The sequence below is a fragment of the Geminocystis sp. NIES-3709 genome, from assembly GCF_001548115.1.
Lineage (GTDB): Bacteria > Cyanobacteriota > Cyanobacteriia > Cyanobacteriales > Cyanobacteriaceae > Geminocystis.
The window spans coordinates 523,915-542,212 of sequence record NZ_AP014821.1; the positions used below are offsets into that span (position 1 = coordinate 523,915).

Genomic DNA, 18,298 nt, shown 5'->3' on the forward strand with positions numbered 1-18,298 from the left:
ACCTAAAACCTAACACTTTCCCTCATCAAAATACTTTTTCAGCAACCCCTAAATAGTTTTATATTAATTCAGATAGTTATTAATATAAACTCGTATTTTTTTTAGGCTACGATCGAATTGGAAGTTCAAAAGTAGCTTCTTGTACTTGTCCTACTTTACCTAATTCTTGAGGTTTTTCGCCATTGACACTAATTAATAAACCACCAGCGTTTCCTGCACGAATAGTAACTTTTTGTTTCCCAACCCACTGTTTTTGTAATCCTTTATTAAGCACACCTTCAAAAGTAGGTTTACCATCGACAGAAACTTTCACCCAACAATCATCTTTTACGGTGACTTTGACGGTTAATTCTTCTGGAGTTGGTGGCTTTTCTTGTTGTTTCTCCACAATAGAAATTATTTCGGGATTGGTATTAACAGGGGGAGATGCGGTAGGAGGATTCGTATTTGTCTCAAAGATTTGTTTTTGAGGGATTTTTGTTTGAGTAAATAGAGGCGATTCTAAAATAGTACTTAAATTTCTAATGGAAAAAAACAAGAGTAAAAAATAGAATAGATATAAGTGTTGAGGTTTAATGTTTAATTTAAAACTAAAATTTAACCCTTGAAAACCATATTTTTTTTCCTTAATTTTAGAAGTTAATTGTACGGGAAACTTATCTGTTAGTTCATCTCCATTTAATTTAAGATAATTAGCATACTTTCTAATTAATTGTTGAGTAAAAACTGGCTCAGGTAAATGGGATAAATCAGCAGATTCAATGGCTTTTAAAATGCTAACTGGAATGTGTAAATGATTAGATATAATTTCTTGATCGAAATCTAATTCTAACCTTTTTTCCTTAATTAATATAGCTATTTTATCTAATTGTTCCTGCCTTATTTGGTTATAATCGATCGTTTCTATAAAAGGTTTTTTAAAAAAATTCATAATTGAGCTTTTCCTCACGGAATAATTAAGATAATAAATAATTAATGACTAAAGTGATATTAAAATAACTTATAAACTTTAAAATAATAATTAATAATTCTCAAAATGTTGTCATTGCTTAATTCTAAATTTTACATCCTAAATTTGATTACGCACTAATTTTTCACTTTGTTTTAAGATTGTAATTTCTTCTTTTGTTAAATGGCGATAATTTCCGTAGGGTAAAGAACCAACTTTTAGAAATCCGATCGCTTTTCGATGTAAACTGATAACAGGATAACCAAAAAACTCAGCAATGTTACGAATTTGACGATTACGTCCTTCTTGAAGTATGATCTCCATCTTAGTTTGATTGTTGTGTCTTTGATTGACAGTAATTTCTGCCGGGAGAGTCTGTTTTCCTTCCCACATAAATCCTTCCGACCATTGCTGTATAATTTTATTAGGAATATTGCCTTTTAAGGTGACAATGTAAGTTTTTTCTAAGTGATAACGGGGATGAGTTAAATTGAGAGTCAATTCTCCATCATTAGTTAATAATAACGCTCCCGTAGAATTGCGATCGAGCCTCCCTACTGGATGTAATCCTTTACCTGACTTCAACTGCGGAGGTAATAAATCCATAACTGTTTTTCTTCCTTCAGGATCATCACAGGTACAAATGTAATCTTTAGGCTTATTCAGTAAAAGATACACTAAGGAAGGACGATAATTTTTATTTAAGATTTTACCATCAACTTCTATGGTGTCGATCGAGGGATTAGCTTTGTCTCCCAATTGGGTATTAACTCCATTAACTTTAACTCTCCCCTGTAAAATCATTGTTTCCGCCTCTCGACGGGAAGCGATACCCCATTCTCGTAATATTTTTTGTACTCTTTCAATCATAAACATTCTCTATTATTATCTATCTTTATCTTGAATTAGAGATTAAGTGAAAGCAAACAGGAAATAAATTGACGATTTTTGCGGAATCATTTATTTTTGTTTTATCTCAATATTTTCATAAAAAAGATTTTGCAGAAAATATTGTAACAACTTTATCGTTTAAATTTAAAATAAATCCTAAAAATTAATTCATGACTATAAAAAGTAAATCGGAAATTATTACTCGTTTCCTCACTCCTGCAATTAAATTTTGGTTGCGTAGTCAATTAGAAACAGTAGAAGATTTGAAGATGGAAATTCATGCGGGAGATAAACAAATTTTAACAGGAAAAATTAATCAAGTATCTCTTGAAACCACCAAAGCAATTTATCAAGGTATTCATGTTAGTAAAGCCTCCGTTAATACTGAAAATATAGCAGTTAATTTAGGAGGAATATTAAGAGGAAAACCTTTAAAACTATTACAACCAATTTTTGTTAATGGAGAAGTAATCTTAACTGATAATGATTTACAAACTTCTCTTGAATCTAGTCTTTTACATCAAGGATTAATAGATTTAGTTCATCTTCTTTTAGAGCATCAAGAAATACTTAACTATGAAAATATTTTAGCTCAATATAAATTCTTTTGGAATAACATCACACTAAAAGATGACAAGTTTATTTTAACCGCAGTTTTAACCAATTCGATCGAAGAAAATTTTAACTTAACCATTACCTCTAGTTTAACATTAAAGAACGATCGAATTCTCCTATTCAATCCCATAAAAATTATTGGTATTCCCGAAATAAAAAATATTATTATTACTGAGTTTGAAGTTGACTTAGGAAATGATGTTTCTTTAGAAAAGTTAATTTTAACTTCTCAAAATTTATCTTGTATTGGGAAACTAAAAGTTATTAGTGAATAATGGGTTTTGGGCATTAGATTTTAGATTGAGTAACTATATTTTTAATTGCACAAATATTAACAAATAATTTTTAAACGATCGTTATTTATAAAAATAAATAAGATTGCTACATAACCAATAAAATCTATGATGAAAATATCTAAGATAACCAAAAATTTTAACAAATTGCCTTTACAAATTATCTTAATTATTTCCTTTCTTACTCCAACTATAACTTTAGTAGGATTGGTGGGTTATTTATCCATTAAAAATAGTGAAAAAATAGTTAAAGAAATGATTAATAATCTCAGTCAAGAAATTGCAACTCAAGTAGTGCAAAATCTTGATTCTTATTTAGCATTACCTCAACAAATTAGTCAAAATAATTATAGATTAGTTCAAGGTAATTTTTTAAGTTTTGATAACTTGCAATCTTGGGAATATCATTTATGGCAACAAATACAAGACTTTCCTAATATAGCTTTTATTGCTGTTGCTAATACAAATGGAGAATATCGAGCAGGAGAAAGATTAAATAATAATATTTTTACCATTAATATGGTTTCTCCTAATAATAACTTTACTTTTAAATCTTTTAATACCAATGAATTAGGAGAAAAAACGAACCTTTATAAGAGTTTACCTAACAAAGATATTCGGGAACAAATTTGGTATAAAAAAGCTATTACTCAAGGGAAACAAGTTTGGAGTGATTTACACGTTTCTTATTTAGAACCAGTTTTATTAATTTCTAATTTACGACCGATCGATATTGATAATAATGGTAAATTTGAGGGTTTTTTAAACACTACCATAAAATTGGATCAACTCAGTAATTTTTTAAGTTCTTTAAAACTTAGTCCATCATCCCAAGTATTTATTGTGAATAACCAAGGAGAATTAATCGCTAATTCTACTCTAGAAATACCTTTTAATCAAAAAGATAAAACCTTAATACTTGCCCAAAATAGTGATGATAAATTAACTAGCTTTATTGCTAAATCTTTAAAAAATAAAATATCGAACTTTGCCGAAATAAAAAATACTGAAAAATTTATTTTTTCCCTAGATAATGATAATTATTTTACTCAAGTTATTCATTATCAACATTATTTAGGATTAGATTGGTTTGTGGTAGTAGTTGTACCTCAATCTGATTTTATGAAGCCAATAAATGCTACTTTTAAAGTTACTATTCTTATTCTTTTATTAGCTTTAATTATTGCCATTATTATTAGCCTCTTAACTTCTCGTTGGTTGGCAAAACCGATTCAAGAATTAGCTACCGCAAGTTACGATCTTTCTCAAGGTAATTTAACTAAAAAAATTAAAATCCAAGGAGTAAAAGAATTAACTAATCTTTCTCATGCTTTTAACTATATGGCTGAACAATTATTGACTTCTTTACACGCTTTAGAAAAAGTTAATAATGAATTAGAAAATCGTGTTTTAACTCGTACTCAACAGTTAGCAGAAGCAAAAGATAAAGCAGAAGTAGCTAACCAAGCTAAAAGTACTTTTTTAGCTAATATGAGTCATGAATTACGAACTCCTCTTAATGCAATTCTAGGTTTTGCTCAATTAATGATGCGATCGAACACACTCCCACCACAAGATAAAGAAAAAATAGGAATTATTAATCGTAGTGGAGAATATTTACTAACCTTGATTAATAATGTATTAGATTTAGCCAAAATAGAAGCGGGTAAAATGTCCTTAAATCCTCAAAAATTTGACCTTTATAGGCTTTTAGATGAGTTAGAGGACTTTTTAAGACTAAATGCAGAACAAAAAGGCTTACAGCTTATTTTTGAAAAACACAAAGAAACCCCAAGATACCTAGAAACGGACTCAGTAAAATTGCGACAAGTATTAATTAATCTTCTAAGCAATGCCTTTAAATTTACTCAAGAAGGAGGAGTTAGTTTATTCGTTAAACCTGAAAAATTAAACTTAGAAAATGAGCCAAAAAAAATTAATTTAAGATTTGAAATTAGCGATACTGGAAGCGGTATCGAAGAAAAGCAAATACAAGAATTATTTAAGCCTTTTAACCAAACTGATACAGGTAAAAATTCCCAAGAAGGTACAGGTTTAGGTTTAGTAATTAGTCGCAAATTTATAGAATTAATGGGAGGAGAAATAACCGTTAAGAGTGAAATAACTGTCGGTACAACTTTTCTATTTAATATCCTTGCCAACAAAGTTGACAATATCCCCATGGAAAAAGAATCTTTTGTTAGTAGAGTAATCGGTTTACAATCTCAAGATGTAGCAAGTCGTATTCTGGTAGTAGATGACAAGACTGTTAACTGTCAATTACTAAGTAGTCTGCTCATTCCCATTGGTTTTGCCGTCAGAGAAGCCTATAATGGTCAAGAAGCCTTAAATGTTTGGGAAGAATGGCAACCTCATCTTATTTTTATGGATATGCGAATGCCTGTCATGGATGGATATGAAGCCACTCAAGCTATAAAAAGTACTATTAAAGGCAACGCTACTGCCGTAATTGCCTTAACTGCCAGTGTGTTAGAAGAAGAAAAAGTCATTTGTCTATCTGCTGGGTGTGATGATTTTCTTCGTAAACCTTTTCGACAACAGGCTATTTTTGAGATCATTCAGAAACATTTGGGGGTAGAATATATCTATGAGTCTGATTCTTCTTTTGTCGATCATAATTACGATATTTTAACTACAGAAAATTTGATGGTAATGTCGGATAATTGGTTAAAAGAAATGTATTCAGCAACACTAATTTTAGATGAGGATAAAATTCTTAATTTGATCAGAGAAATTCCTCCTGAGAATCAAAATTTAGCCAATAGTTTACAAGAATTAGTAAATAATTTTCAACTAGAACAAATAACTCAATTAATAGAGACTATTATTCAAAAATAAATATATTAATTTTAAGTGATTTAACTCTATATAAAATAAAATATTTAAGGAAAATATTATTAAAGAAACACTATAATATTAAGTATGAAAATTAATAACTATCAGAATAAAAGGGATATTTTAATTGTTGATGATTTACCGGATAATTTAAGAGTATTATCTGAAATTTTAATAGAAAGAAATTATCAAGTCAGAAAAGCTATCAATGGTAAAACTGCTATTCGAGCAGCACAGCTTTCTATGCCTGATTTAATTCTTTTAGATATAAAAATGCCTGAAATGGATGGTTATGATGTTTGTAAAGAGTTAAAATCTAATAAAAAAACCGCAGAAATTCCGATTATTTTTATAAGTGCTTTAGATGATACGATCGATAAAATAAAGGCTTTTGAAGTTGGAGGAGTTGATTATGTAACAAAACCATTTCATGTAGAAGAAGTATTAGCTAGAATTGAAAGTCAATTAACGATTCAAAGACAAAAAAAACAATTACAAAAAGAGATTGAACAAAGAAAATATACAGAAGAAATCTTACATCAATCAAGAGCAGTTTTATCCAGTGTATTAAATAGTTCTCTTGATGGAATTGCTGCGTTACAAGCCATAAGAGATAATTCTACAGGAGAAATAATTGATTTTCGTTGTTTAATAGTTAATCCTGTAATTGCGAAAGTTTTTGGAAAAAATAAAAATGATTTAGTAGGTAAAATTGGCATCAGAAAAATTATTGATAAAATTGATAATAATCTATTTAATTCCTTAGTAAAAGTAGTAGAAACAGGAAAATCTTTAAGTACTGATTTATATTATCAGTGCGATTCTTTAAAATATTGGTTTCATTTTATTGCCGTCAAATTAGGTGATGGTTGCTCCGTTACTGTCAAAAATATTACCAGTCGAAAAGAAACAGAATTAGAACTAAAAAAAATTAATTTAGATTTAGAAACATTCTCTCGTAGTGTTGCCCATGATTTACGAAATTATATCAATAATATTAACTTTGCCGGTAATTTATTAGCAGAAGAAATTAATTTAGATGGCTCGGAAAATGAAAAAGAATTAATTGACATAATCAATCTATCTTGTGATCGAACTATGAGTATTTTGGAAGGGATTACTCAACTATCCCAGTTAAAATCTGAACCGATTAAACCCATTTCTTTTAATCTTTCTCCATTGGTTAGTGAAATTTTAAATTATCTCCAAAATAACGAACCAAGAATAAATATTAAATTTATGATTCAAGATGATGTTTTTGTAAATGCCGATCGAAAACTACTTAATATTGCGATCGAAAATTTAATTAAAAATGCTTGGAAATATACAAAAAAAACCGATGAAACTATAATCGAATTTGGGGAAATAAAATCTACAGAAAAACTATGGCAAGAAAAAATTAAATTAATAGATATTTCTCCTTTACAGTTTAAACAAAAAAGTATTTATTTTATTAAAGATAATGGTATCGGTTTCAATTCAGTCTTAGAGAAAGAACTATTTACACCTTTTAAGAAGTTACATGGAGATTCCGATTTTGATGGCACGGGTATTGGCTTATCTATTGTGCGCCGAATTATTGAACTTCATGATGGTGTTATTTGGGCAGAATCACAGTTAAATCAAGGGGCTGCTTTTTATTTTATTCTTGCCACCGATTAATTGAAGAATATTCGTGTTATAGTTGATTTAGCCAATTTTGAGTCTTTTTAGTGGTCAAACGCACTTATTTTCTATTGTTTTTTAAACTGGGAGAACTCAATCATCAAAATTTGACAGACTAATTGCTATTGTATCTTTTCTATGTTAGAAGTAATCCAAGGGGTTGATCAAATTGTCTCAAATATAAGACAAGACCTATATGGAAAAATGAAAAATCAACACTCCTATAGATTTCTCAGCATATCCATAGAGATTAAAAACGTTGACCCATTGGTTGTGTTACAAGCAATTATTCCCACTCATCAAACTTTTTTTTACTTAGAAAATCAACAGCAACAATTAACAGTATTGGGGTTTGATGTCGCTCAGATTTCTGTTGGCAAAGGAGATCAACGATTTTCTCAAGGACGAGATTTTATTCAAGATTGTTTAAGTAATACGCTGATAATCGGATGTAATCATCTTCCCTTCAGTGGCCCTCATTTTTTTTGTAACTTTACTTATACTCCCAGTGAAATACCTCAGATTTGGCATAATACAGTTTTTCCTGATGCAACAATTTTATTTCCTCAGTGGCAAGTTATACGATCGAGTGGGTTATCCTTAGTATCACGAAATGGCACTGCTCCATCATCTCATCATTGTCTGTTAGTTGCTAATTTAGAAATCGAACCTAGTAAACTTACCCTGCACGATCGAATAGAGAAAATTATAGAGCAAGTTACCGAGAAATTACGAGAATTAGAAAAATTTAGCTACCAATCAGTAATCCTTGCACAACCTTCATTGAAAGAATTACAGGGAAAATATGTAATTCCTTTAAAGGACTATAAACGAGGAGTTGAAAGAGCAGTCAGAGCTATATCCGCTAATCAATTTCAGAAAATTGTCCTTGCTAATGCCATCGACATCAAAATTACTCGCCCCTTTCAAATTGCATCATCTTTACAGATTTTACGCCACACTTATCCTGAATGTTATTTATTTGCTGTTCGTCATGGTGGTACAGCTACTTTTTTAGGTGCTACTCCTGAAGTTCTTTTGCGAACAAATGATGGTAAATTGATTACAGAAGCTATGGCCGGTTCAGCACCGAGAGGAAACACAAAAATAATCGATGTGGAGATAGCAAATCGTCTATTACAAAGTGACAAAGAGCGTTATGAGCATTTAGTGGTAGTCGATTTTATCGTTGATTGTTTGGAAAAATTAGGACTCATACCTCAAGTAATTAAAACCTTATCTTTACGACAATTATCTAATATTCAGCATTTGTGGACTCCTATCTATGCCAATTTACCAAATAATCTTCATCCTTTAGATATTGTGGCTCAGTTGCACCCAACACCCGCTATGGCTGGTATTCCTCGAAATCAAGTATTAACTAAATTACAAGATTATGAACCCTTCGATCGACTATTATATGCGGCCCCTTTAGGCTGGGTAAATGCCCAAGGTAACAGTGAATTTGTGATGGGGATTCGATCGGCTTTAATTGAAGATAATCAGGCTCGTCTTTATGCTGGAGCTGGAATAGTTGCAGGTTCAAATCCAGAGCAAGAGCTAGCAGAAGTTCAATTAAAATTCAGAACATTACTAAATACTTTAGTTTGAAGATAATAAATAGAAAAATATAGACACATTAACTAACCTCAGTTCGATGCAAGATTTATAAGTAAGAACAAGGTATTAGGTATCAGTTGTTAGGTATTAGGTTAAATAATTGATAAAAAACTATTAACAATTGATTTTACTTGGATTAATTTAATTTAATAATTAAATCAGATTTGGCAAAATAAACCTAAAACCCTTTCCTAAGCCTACCTAAATCAAAGATTTTTGCGTCGAACTAAGGTTTTTTGTGAACAATTATTGCATTGAGAATATAAATTAGTTAAAATATATCAAATAAATAATAATTTTTATCAATAAGCTATGGTCATATCTCGCCGCCAATTATTACAATCCGCAATAATGGGTGGAGGATTAGTTAGTTTAGGGAGTTTATATTCTAAGGTTTCCGCAAAGTCATCTTCTGTCATTATTCCCCCCTTGCCTTTAGTTCCAGATTTACAACATAATTTTAACCCCTTGATATTATCAAGAGAATTTGACTATGGCACGGTAAAAAAGGAAAAAGGACTGACAGTAAGAGAATTTCAATTAACAGCGAATAGTCAAACAATTCAATTGAATAGTGCAATTTCTTTTGTTAGTTGGAATGTAAATAATCGAATACCTGCACCAACTTTAAGGGCAAAACAAGGAGATATATTAAGAATCTTTTTTAATAATGAAGATGGTCACTCTCACACTTTACATTTTCATGGCATTCATGGTTCAGAAATGGATGGGGTAACTCCGATAAAAAGAGGAGAAAACTTTATTTATGAATTTGAAGCCAAGCCTTTTGGTGTTCATTTATATCACTGCCATATTCCACCAGTAACTCGTCATGTTAGTAAAGGATTATACGGAGTTTTGATTATTGATCCTCCAAAACCTCGTCCACCTGCTGATGAAATAGTATTAGTGATGGGGGGTTATGACATTAACAATGATGATAAAAATGAGCTTTATGCTTTTAATGGTATTCCCAATTTTTTCCGTGATTATCCCATCCCTATTTATCAACATCAATTAATTCGTCTTTATATTTTGAATATGATCGAATTTGATTCAGCTACAACTTTTCATATTCACGGTAATATGTTTCGAGTATATCCTACAGGAATGACATTAACTCCTAGTTATACTAGTGATGTAATTACAATGGGTGTAGCAGAAAGACATATTTTAGAATTTACCTATGATTATTTAGGTAAGTTTATGTTTCATCCTCATCAAGATTATATTGCAGAACATGGATGTATGGGAAATTTTCAAGTTGTTTCTCGTTAAACTTAGGCAAATTATTTTATTTTTACGATCGTAAATATTATGAAAAATAGTCAATTATTTTCTTTTTTAAGTTTATTAACTATATCTTTTACTTTTACCTTATTTATGAGTGATTATGGTTTAAAAGCATTAGAAGTAAATAATAGTTATTATAAACAACACAAGATAGATCACTCTCAGCATCAAAAAATACTTGATAAAGACTTAGATTTTATGACTAATTTAGGCTTAATTAAAGGTCATTTAATGCTAGGAAAAGAATTATTAGTTTTGGGTGAATATGAACAAGCAGAGCCACATTTTGGTCATCCTGTCGATGAAATTTATGGAAATTTAGAACCAGAATTAGAAGCAAGAAATATTCTTAGTTTTAAAACTGAGTTAACAATATTACATGATCTGGTTAAATTTTCTCCTCAAGATAATAAAGTCATGAGTCAATATGATCAGGCAATGGTAAAAATAGACGAAGCAATTTCTAATTTATCGGTTGAAAAGAGAAATAATTCAGAATTTATTTCACAAGTAATTAAAAATCTTTTAGCTACGGTTAAAGAAGAATATAGTGCTGCAATTATTGGGAATAAAGTTGTTGAAAATGTTGAATATCAAGACTCAAGAGGATTTGTACTTTATAGCTTAATTTTGTATGAAAATATGGATAATAATTCTCCTTTAAAAGCTAAAATGCAACCTATTTTATTTCAAATAAAAGATGCTTTCCCTCAAGCAATACCCCCTGAAACAATTATTTTTTCTTCTGAAAAAATGGAACAATTAGTAAATAATTTTCCGGTTAATTAAGATTCTAAAAAGGTTTTAGGTTTAAAAAAATATTTAAACTTTTTTCTAATAATTAGTATTTGCTGAATAAGTATAAAACTTAAACACAATATATAGCATTTATCAGAATGATGAGGTACAGTAACAGCAATGGGTGAACCAATTGTGCATATCTAACTGTGTTACTTGCTCCATGGCTTTTCCAATCGCCTCTACTAGATCATGATAATTTCTCGGTTTTAGTTTTCTGATCTGATTTTTGACTTTCGACCAAAAATTTTCAATGGGTGAAAAATCTGGGGAATAGGGTGATAAATACACCAATGATGCCCCCACTTTCTCTATTTCCTTTCTAATTGTTTCTCCTAAATGAATTTTTGCATTATCCATAACTACACAAGCTCCCACCCATAATTTGGGCACTAAATCTCTGATCACAAAAGCCTCAAAAGTTAATCCATCTACAGAACCATAAATATTTCTTGATGCTACTACTTCCTTTAAGGATATTGCCGTCACTATAGAAACATTACCCCCTCTTTTCTGGGGTTTTTCTCCTCTGACTCTGTACCCTTTTTTTGCCCTACCATAAAGGCGAAGCATTGCTAAATTACTTCCCGATTCGTCCACAAAAATTAAGTCCTCTTCATTAATTTCTCTCACTTTATCCCAATATTCAGATCTTTTTTGTTGAACTCTCTCACTATGTTTTTCTGTGGCATACAGTGTTTTTTTTTGACAGTATCGTCAAATTTACGACTGATTCTGTCAATAGTCGATGTACTGAGTTTAAGTCCAGTTTTTTTCTCAAATAACTCGGCTAATTCCCAGAGAGTAGCATCATTATTTTCGTTGATAATTTCTAACAGGACAACCGTTTGTTCAGGATTTATTTTGGGGGGTCTTCCCCCTGAATGACGAGGTTTGAGATCCCCAGTTTCTTGATACTGCTTGATTATCTTTTGTACAAAACTTTTTGCCACACCAAAATTCTTAGCTAATTGACGAATGGAGCATTGTTGCTTTTCACGAGCATGAATAATCTTTTGTCTTAAATCCAAAGAGTAGGGACGCATTAGATTAATGTTAATATCGTCTACATTTTTTCATCTCAAAATTGTACCTCATCATTGTAAGAAACGCTATATTATTCAGCCATCTACTAACGGTACTTAGACAAAAATTATGCCCAAATAAACCCTAAACTTGCTTTATATAAGCTAAATACTTCCACATTATCTTTTAACCATTGAAAGAAACGAAAAGATACTGCCGTCCGAAACGCTTCCAATGCCTCTGCAAAAGTATTTAAGGGTTTATTTCCCCATTGCCTTCTCAATCCCCCTGTCAAACGATGCCATTGAATAAAAGTATCGGCGCAAAATACCAATATAAAATGTCTCATTAAACTTCTTTTATTTCTCACTTGGTATTCTGATAAGCCTAACCATCCCTTAATTTCACGGTAAAATACTTCTATCCAATTTCTTGATGTATAAGTTTCTACTATCCAATTTGCACAGACTTTTTCTCCTGTTTCATTGGTCATTAAATAATCAATATCTGTGGACTTTTCAAAACTGGGAGCATTCATGACGATAGCTACGGTTTTTATTCCTGATAAGGCTGATAATTTAATTTTTATGGTTGCTACCCAAAGAGTTTTTTCTCCATTTTTACCTGTTTTTATTTCTTCAAAACTCTCTTGAGGTAATAATTTAGCTATTTCATCTATTCTTTTTTCAGACTCTCTCAAATCTTCTTTTACTACTTGTACTAATCTATTTTTTGCAATAATTCCTATATATTTTAAATTTTTTTGTTCTAATTTTTCTAATAAATTAGTATTGTTCCCATAACCCCCATCCATTAAAATTATTTGAGGATGGTAATTTCGGTTTAAACATTTTTCAATTAAATTAAAGGCAATATCGGGTTTTTTTTGAAATTGTGGGTCATCTTTTCCCAAGGGGAAATTTTCCGCTTTTTCATATAATTCAACGTCTAAGGGAAAACTTCTGACCCCATCATAAATGTGGGTGGTGACTGCGGATATTACCATTATCAGTTTTGCCAATTTCACCAATATATTGTCGTCCCACACAGTCAGTAAAATTGCCACTTTTACGATGACCTGAATCATCGATAATTAAAGAGAAAGAGCGACTTATTTTAGTTTGACGACATGAGGCAATAATTTCTAGTCTTTTATTATTTACCTCATCATAATTCCAAGTGGATTCTGTTAGGAAATGATGTAACTTATGATAAGTAATATCAAGATTATTATGGGCAATTTGAGTGAGATTTTTTCTTTGAGAATCACCTAATAAACCGCCCAAATAATTTCTAAACTCTCGTTTTTGTGCTTTTGTTTTTAATACAGGGTCTATTTTTTGGCACCAACGCTCGAAACAGGGTGGCATTGATGAAGATGTGATTTCTTTCATTTTGACCTAAAAACAATATAATGTAAATATTATAGCTTAATTGTTGTTATTGTTTTGTCTAAGTACCGCTAATTGCTAATTGCTAACAGCTATTCTCATGAAAAAACTTTTTTAGCAAAGCCTATTTATACAAGACAAGCCTTGATAAAACCTAAAAATAAAGGATGAGGTTGACTAGGACGAGACTTGAATTCTGGATGAAATTGAGTCGCTAGAAAAAAGGGATGATCCGGTAATTCCACAATTTCCACGAGTCTGCCATCGGGAGATGTGCCACTTATTTTATAACCTGTGTCTAAAAATTGATTTTTATAGACATTGTTAAATTCGTATCGGTGACGATGACGCTCGTAAATAACTTCATCTTGGTATAGAGAATGAGCAAGGGTATTTGGTACTAAACGACAAGGATAGACTCCTAAGCGCATTGTACCACCCAAATCTATTACGTCTTGTTGTTCGGGTAACAGATTAATAACGGGGTGAGGAGTTTCTTCATCAAATTCAGCACTATTTGCTCTTTCTAAATTAGCGGTATTTCTAGCCCATTCGATGATACTGCATTGCATACCTAAGCATAATCCGAAGAAGGGAATTTTATTTTGTCGGGCATATTCAATGGCTTTGACTTTTCCATCAACGCCTCTATTACCAAAGCCACCCGGAACAATTATTCCATTTACATTACTTAAATATTTTTCTGCAACCTGTAATTCAATGTCTTCTGCATCCACCCAAATTAGTTCGATTTCAGCTTGGGAATGAATACCCGCATGGGTTAAAGCCTCAACAACGGATAAATAAGCATCACTGAGTTTGATATATTTACCCACGATCGCAATTTTTAATTTATGCTCAGGGTGTTGCATTTTACTTACTAAATTTTCCCATTTTTCCAGATGAGGCGATCGATTTTCCAATTTTAATAATTGTAATACCTGTTGAGCTAATCCTTCTTTTTCTAAAATTAATGGAACTTCGTAAATGCTACTAGCATCTGAGGAGGTAATAACTGCTTCACTAGGTACATCACAAAATTCAGCAATTTTTTCTTTAATGTTATGGGGAATAGTGGTATGACAACGACAGACTAACACATCTGGTTGAATACCTAGCGATCGTAATTCCTTCACAGAGTGTTGAGTGGGCTTGGTTTTCAATTCTCCAGCCACTGAAATCCAAGGGATAAGGGTAACGTGTAAATAAAGCACATTATCGCGCCCAACATCTTTGCGAAATTGACGAATTGCTTCAAGAAAAGGCAAAGACTCAATATCTCCTACTGTACCACCAATTTCTGTAATAACCACATCTGGACTGTTATTTTTCGCCACCCGATGGATTCTCTCTTTAATTTCATTAGTGATATGAGGAATAACTTGTACCGTTGCCCCTTGATAAATTCCTCGCCTTTCTTTGTTGATTACGGCTTGATAAATTGAGCCTGTGGTGACACTATTAAGCCTAGAACTAGAAGTGTCGGTAAAACGCTCATAATGCCCTAAATCTAAATCTGTTTCTGCACCATCATCGGTAACGAATACCTCTCCATGTTGATAAGGACTCATGGTACCCGGATCTACGTTAATATAAGGGTCTAACTTAACGATCGAGACTGAGTAATTACGAGATTTCAACAAACGCCCCAAACTAGCGGCGACAATTCCTTTACCAATACTGGAAACCACACCGCCAGTCACAAATACAAATTTAGTCATTTTCTATAGCGAACTGTTAAGAAATATAAAAATTAAAATAGAGTGGCTAATACCCACAATTCAAAATCTTATACTATAACCCATCACCAATTGTTAATAACTCATTAATTTTGATTCTCGATCGATAATAATAAATTAAATTTTCTATTATTAATTATTTATCCAAATCGACCACTAACATAATCTTTGGTAGATTGTTCTTGAGGATTACTAAAAATTTTCTCAGTTTTATCAAATTCCACTAAATAACCAATTTTACTACCCTTCCCCACTGCTTCAGCATTAAAAAAAGCAGTCATATCGGCGACTCTTGTGGCTTGTTGCATATTATGGGTTACGATCACGATCGTATAATTTTCTTTAAGTTCTTGCATTAATTCTTCTATTTTCAAAGTAGAAATAGGATCAAGAGCAGAACAAGGCTCATCCATTAATACTACTTCAGGTTCAGCCGCGATCGTTCTTGCAATACATAATCTTTGCTGTTGTCCACCAGATAAAGAAAAACCGCTTTCCCCTAATTTATCTTTCACCTCATCCCACAAAGCCGCACGACGGAGGGATGTTTCTACTAACTCATCTAAATCTCCCTTATAACCATTTACCCTTGCACCATAGGCAACATTATCATAAATGGTTTTAGGAAAAGGATTTGGACGTTGAAACACCATACCGATACGTTTTCTTACTTCTACGGGATCAATATCTTTAGCATATAAATTTTGTCCGTGATAAGTAACACTTCCTTTGAGTTTAAAAGAACTTATCAAATCATTTAAGCGATTTAAACATCTTAAGATAGTACTTTTACCACATCCAGAAGGCCCAATAAAAGCAGTAATTTTATTTTGAGCAATATCGAGATTGACTTCCCGAACAGCCTTATAACTGCCATAAAATATATCTACATCTCTTAATTCGAGAACTGCATTCCTGAGAGATTCTTCTTCATTAATAAGTGATTCTTGCATAACTTTTTTTCTATTTAATATAATATAACGTGACTAATGAATGGCATTTTTAGAACTTATAGCAATCCTATCTGAATCGTGAGATTTTAAATAAGGGTAGGAAACAGGAGATAGTATGACTAATTGTTCATTGTTATTAATAGATTTTTCTACGGGTAGCCAAACGAGCAATAATACTTGTACCTAATACTAAAAATACCAAAATTAATGAGCCGGCCCACGCTAATTCTTGTTGTGGGGGAAAAGGTAAAATAGCAAAGTTATATACTAAGACAGATAAAGTTGCGATCGGTTCTAATAATCCTTGAGGAGATATATTAGGCCAAAAATTGGAAAATAACGCCGTAAAAATTAAAGGAGCTGTTTCTCCTGCCGCCCTTGCGATCGCTAAAGTTACCCCAGTAATAATACCGGGTAAAGCAGCCGGGAGGACTATTTTTAATACTGTTTGATAGTTATAAGCACCAACTCCTAAAGCCGCCCATCGAATTTCTTGGGGAACAATTTTTAAAGCCTCGTCAGTGGTACGAATAATAGTTGGTAACATCAATACCGCTAAAGAAACTCCCCCGGCGATGGCAGAAAAACCAACAATACCACTAGACACCAATAAACCGTAAGCAAAAATCCCAGCAATAATCGAAGGTACACCACTTAAAACGTTGGTGGCAAATCGAATACTTGTGGCAAACTTATTACCATTACTGAATTCTGACAGATACACGGCAGCCAAAACCCCGATAGGAACGGCTAAAATTGCAGCAATCCCTACTACAGCAAGAGTACCAATAATAGCATTAGCTAGTCCTCCTTCATCTAACCCCGGAGGAGGAGGAAGTTGAGTAAATAAATCAACGTTGAGACGACTAAATCCTTGTATGATTACAAAATAAAGTACTGCGATTAAAGGAATTAAAGTTAATACCATACATAAACCACTTAATCCCGTCATCACCGATCCCAAAATCACTCTAGGGCTAGAGGACTTCTTTTTTAAACTGCCGATGGTAGTAGTAATCATACAAACTAGTTTTTAATATAAATACAGATGCAATAATTGTTCATTGTTCATTGTTCATTGTTATTCGTATTTAGCTTTAACTTGATTAACAATATATTCAGCTAAGATATTTACAATCAAAGTTAAAATCATTAACACTAAACCTGCATACATCAAAGCAGATATTTGTAGTCCACTGGCTTCTGCAAATTGATTGGCAATTAAAGAAGCGATCGTATTAGCAGGATCTAAGATAGAAATACTTAAACGGTTAGAGTTCCCAATAATCATCGTTGCTGCCATAGTTTCACCCATAGCACGACCTAATGCTAACATGATACCTCCCATAATACCAGAAATTGCACCCGGAATTAAAACTCGAAAAATAGTTTCCCAACGAGTTGCCCCTAATCCTAAAGAGGCTTGACGTAAATCAGGGGGTAAAGAAGCTAAGGAGTCCCGGGAAATGGCAATGATAATAGGTAAAATCATAATAGATAATACAATACCAGCAGGTAGCATTCCGGGGCCTGCAGGTTCAGTACTGAACAAAGGAAACCATCCAAAGTTACCATGCAACCAAATACCAAAAGTTTTAGTAATGGGAATTAAAATAAAAATCCCCCATAATCCATAAACTACACTGGGAATAGCTGCTAAAATTTCCACTAAAAAAACTAAAACCGAGCGAATTTCTTCGGGGATAAAATCTTCACTTAAAAAAACAGCCGCTCCAACTCCTAAAGGAATAGCAATAATAAGAGAAATTAAAGCACTAACGATCGTGCCATAAATTACGGCGATAACACCATATTCATCAGTGACGGGATTCCAGTTACTATTAGTAAAAAAACCAATGTTAAATTTAGCAATGGCAGGATAAGCACCCATAAAAATAATGATGGCAATACTAACCAAAACTAAACCAATACTGATGGCTAATCCAAAAGTTAACCACTTAAAACCTTGATCTAATATCTTTTCTAAGGGAGATCTCTCCCCCATCATGGGATTATCTGTCGTAGAATCAGACTGTGTCATTTTACTTTGAATTACATTATTCTTTTACATCAACACAATTAAAAAATCATTAGCTTAGTTTATATTTAAGTTGATTAATTAAGTTTGTGTTTTCGATTAATTATAAAAAGTTAATTTTTGTTGTAATTATTGCTAGGCTAACATTAATTAGGGATACTTTCTAAAGGA

At 32.0% G+C, this 18,298-nt stretch carries 13 protein-coding genes and 1 pseudogene; 6 read left to right on the forward strand and 8 right to left on the reverse strand.

Going from position 1 to position 18,298, the window contains the following annotated elements:
* Window positions 1–106: 106 nt before the first annotated feature.
* Both GM3709_RS02145 and GM3709_RS02150 read right to left on the reverse strand, forming a co-directional pair.
* Window positions 107–931, reverse strand: a complete 825-nt coding sequence (locus tag GM3709_RS02145) for a helix-turn-helix domain-containing protein (RefSeq protein WP_066115843.1) — start codon at window positions 929–931, stop codon at window positions 107–109.
* Window positions 932–1,069: 138 nt separating this feature from the next.
* Window positions 1,070–1,819 carry a pseudouridine synthase gene (locus GM3709_RS02150; protein ID WP_066115845.1) on the reverse strand — a complete coding sequence of 250 codons (750 nt, stop codon included), beginning with the start codon at window positions 1,817–1,819 and terminating at the stop codon, window positions 1,070–1,072.
* A gap of 191 nt (window positions 1,820–2,010) precedes the next feature.
* Here GM3709_RS02150 and GM3709_RS02155 point away from each other — a divergent pair, with 191 nt between their 5' ends.
* The 6 genes from GM3709_RS02155 to GM3709_RS02180 all read left to right on the forward strand — a co-directional run bounded on the left by GM3709_RS02155 (window position 2,011) and on the right by GM3709_RS02180 (window position 10,971).
* Complete coding sequence (locus tag GM3709_RS02155) at window positions 2,011–2,730, forward strand: DUF2993 domain-containing protein (RefSeq protein ID WP_066115847.1); 720 nt, start codon at window positions 2,011–2,013, stop codon at window positions 2,728–2,730.
* Window positions 2,731–2,856: 126 nt separating this feature from the next.
* Window positions 2,857–5,607, forward strand: coding sequence for a hybrid sensor histidine kinase/response regulator (locus GM3709_RS02160; protein ID WP_082712923.1), 2,751 nt, complete (start codon window positions 2,857–2,859; stop codon window positions 5,605–5,607).
* An 84-nt stretch (window positions 5,608–5,691) separates the two neighbouring features.
* Complete coding sequence (locus GM3709_RS02165; RefSeq protein ID WP_066115849.1) at window positions 5,692–7,266, forward strand: response regulator; 1,575 nt, start codon at window positions 5,692–5,694, stop codon at window positions 7,264–7,266.
* Between the two features lie 207 nt (window positions 7,267–7,473).
* Window positions 7,474–8,880 (forward strand): isochorismate synthase MenF, encoded by a 1,407-nt coding sequence (locus tag GM3709_RS02170; RefSeq protein ID WP_158506695.1) that lies wholly within the window; start codon window positions 7,474–7,476, stop codon window positions 8,878–8,880.
* A 321-nt stretch (window positions 8,881–9,201) separates the two neighbouring features.
* Entirely contained in the window at window positions 9,202–10,167 is a 966-nt protein-coding gene (locus GM3709_RS02175) for a multicopper oxidase domain-containing protein (RefSeq protein WP_066115852.1), read from the forward strand.
* Window positions 10,168–10,206: 39 nt separating this feature from the next.
* Window positions 10,207–10,971, forward strand: a complete 765-nt coding sequence (locus GM3709_RS02180) for a hypothetical protein (protein ID WP_066115854.1) — start codon at window positions 10,207–10,209, stop codon at window positions 10,969–10,971.
* Window positions 10,972–11,073: 102 nt separating this feature from the next.
* On the opposite strand, the gene GM3709_RS19525 is transcribed toward GM3709_RS02180, so the two are convergent.
* The 6 genes and pseudogenes from GM3709_RS19525 to pstC form a co-directional block, all read right to left on the reverse strand.
* A protein-coding gene (locus tag GM3709_RS19525; RefSeq protein WP_144439385.1) for an IS630 family transposase occupies window positions 11,074–12,026 on the reverse strand; the annotation gives its coding sequence in 2 pieces (ribosomal slippage) (window positions 11,074–11,690 and window positions 11,690–12,026; 954 coding nt in all).
* A 107-nt stretch (window positions 12,027–12,133) separates the two neighbouring features.
* Window positions 12,134–13,400: pseudogene (locus GM3709_RS02195) on the reverse strand (IS701 family transposase).
* A 125-nt stretch (window positions 13,401–13,525) separates the two neighbouring features.
* Window positions 13,526–15,118 (reverse strand): CTP synthase, encoded by a 1,593-nt coding sequence (locus tag GM3709_RS02200; RefSeq protein ID WP_066115856.1) that lies wholly within the window; start codon window positions 15,116–15,118, stop codon window positions 13,526–13,528.
* Window positions 15,119–15,276: 158 nt separating this feature from the next.
* Window positions 15,277–16,089 (reverse strand): phosphate ABC transporter ATP-binding protein PstB, encoded by an 813-nt coding sequence (pstB, locus tag GM3709_RS02205; protein ID WP_066115858.1) that lies wholly within the window; start codon window positions 16,087–16,089, stop codon window positions 15,277–15,279.
* 136 nt (window positions 16,090–16,225) lie between these two features.
* Window positions 16,226–17,110 carry a phosphate ABC transporter permease PstA gene (pstA, locus tag GM3709_RS02210; protein WP_066115860.1) on the reverse strand — a complete coding sequence of 295 codons (885 nt, stop codon included), beginning with the start codon at window positions 17,108–17,110 and terminating at the stop codon, window positions 16,226–16,228.
* 60 nt (window positions 17,111–17,170) lie between these two features.
* Window positions 17,171–18,130 carry a phosphate ABC transporter permease subunit PstC gene (pstC, locus tag GM3709_RS02215; RefSeq protein WP_066115862.1) on the reverse strand — a complete coding sequence of 320 codons (960 nt, stop codon included), beginning with the start codon at window positions 18,128–18,130 and terminating at the stop codon, window positions 17,171–17,173.
* Between the last annotated feature and the right edge of the window lie 168 nt (window positions 18,131–18,298).

Coding starts and splice junctions, on each gene's coding strand:
- pstB (WP_066115858.1), bottom strand. CDS start 16,089: ATGCAAGAATCACTTATTAATGAAGAAGAATCTCTCAGGAATGCAGTT.
- GM3709_RS02160 (WP_082712923.1), top strand. CDS start 2,857: ATGATGAAAATATCTAAGATAACCAAAAATTTTAACAAATTGCCTTTA.
- GM3709_RS02165 (WP_066115849.1), top strand. CDS start 5,692: ATGAAAATTAATAACTATCAGAATAAAAGGGATATTTTAATTGTTGAT.
- GM3709_RS02180 (WP_066115854.1), top strand. CDS start 10,207: ATGAAAAATAGTCAATTATTTTCTTTTTTAAGTTTATTAACTATATCT.
- GM3709_RS02145 (WP_066115843.1), bottom strand. CDS start 931: ATGAATTTTTTTAAAAAACCTTTTATAGAAACGATCGATTATAACCAA.
- GM3709_RS02150 (WP_066115845.1), bottom strand. CDS start 1,819: ATGATTGAAAGAGTACAAAAAATATTACGAGAATGGGGTATCGCTTCC.
- GM3709_RS02170 (WP_158506695.1), top strand. CDS start 7,474: ATGAAAAATCAACACTCCTATAGATTTCTCAGCATATCCATAGAGATT.
- GM3709_RS02175 (WP_066115852.1), top strand. CDS start 9,202: ATGGTCATATCTCGCCGCCAATTATTACAATCCGCAATAATGGGTGGA.
- GM3709_RS02200 (WP_066115856.1), bottom strand. CDS start 15,118: ATGACTAAATTTGTATTTGTGACTGGCGGTGTGGTTTCCAGTATTGGT.
- GM3709_RS02155 (WP_066115847.1), top strand. CDS start 2,011: ATGACTATAAAAAGTAAATCGGAAATTATTACTCGTTTCCTCACTCCT.
- pstC (WP_066115862.1), bottom strand. CDS start 18,130: ATGACACAGTCTGATTCTACGACAGATAATCCCATGATGGGGGAGAGA.
- pstA (WP_066115860.1), bottom strand. CDS start 17,110: ATGATTACTACTACCATCGGCAGTTTAAAAAAGAAGTCCTCTAGCCCT.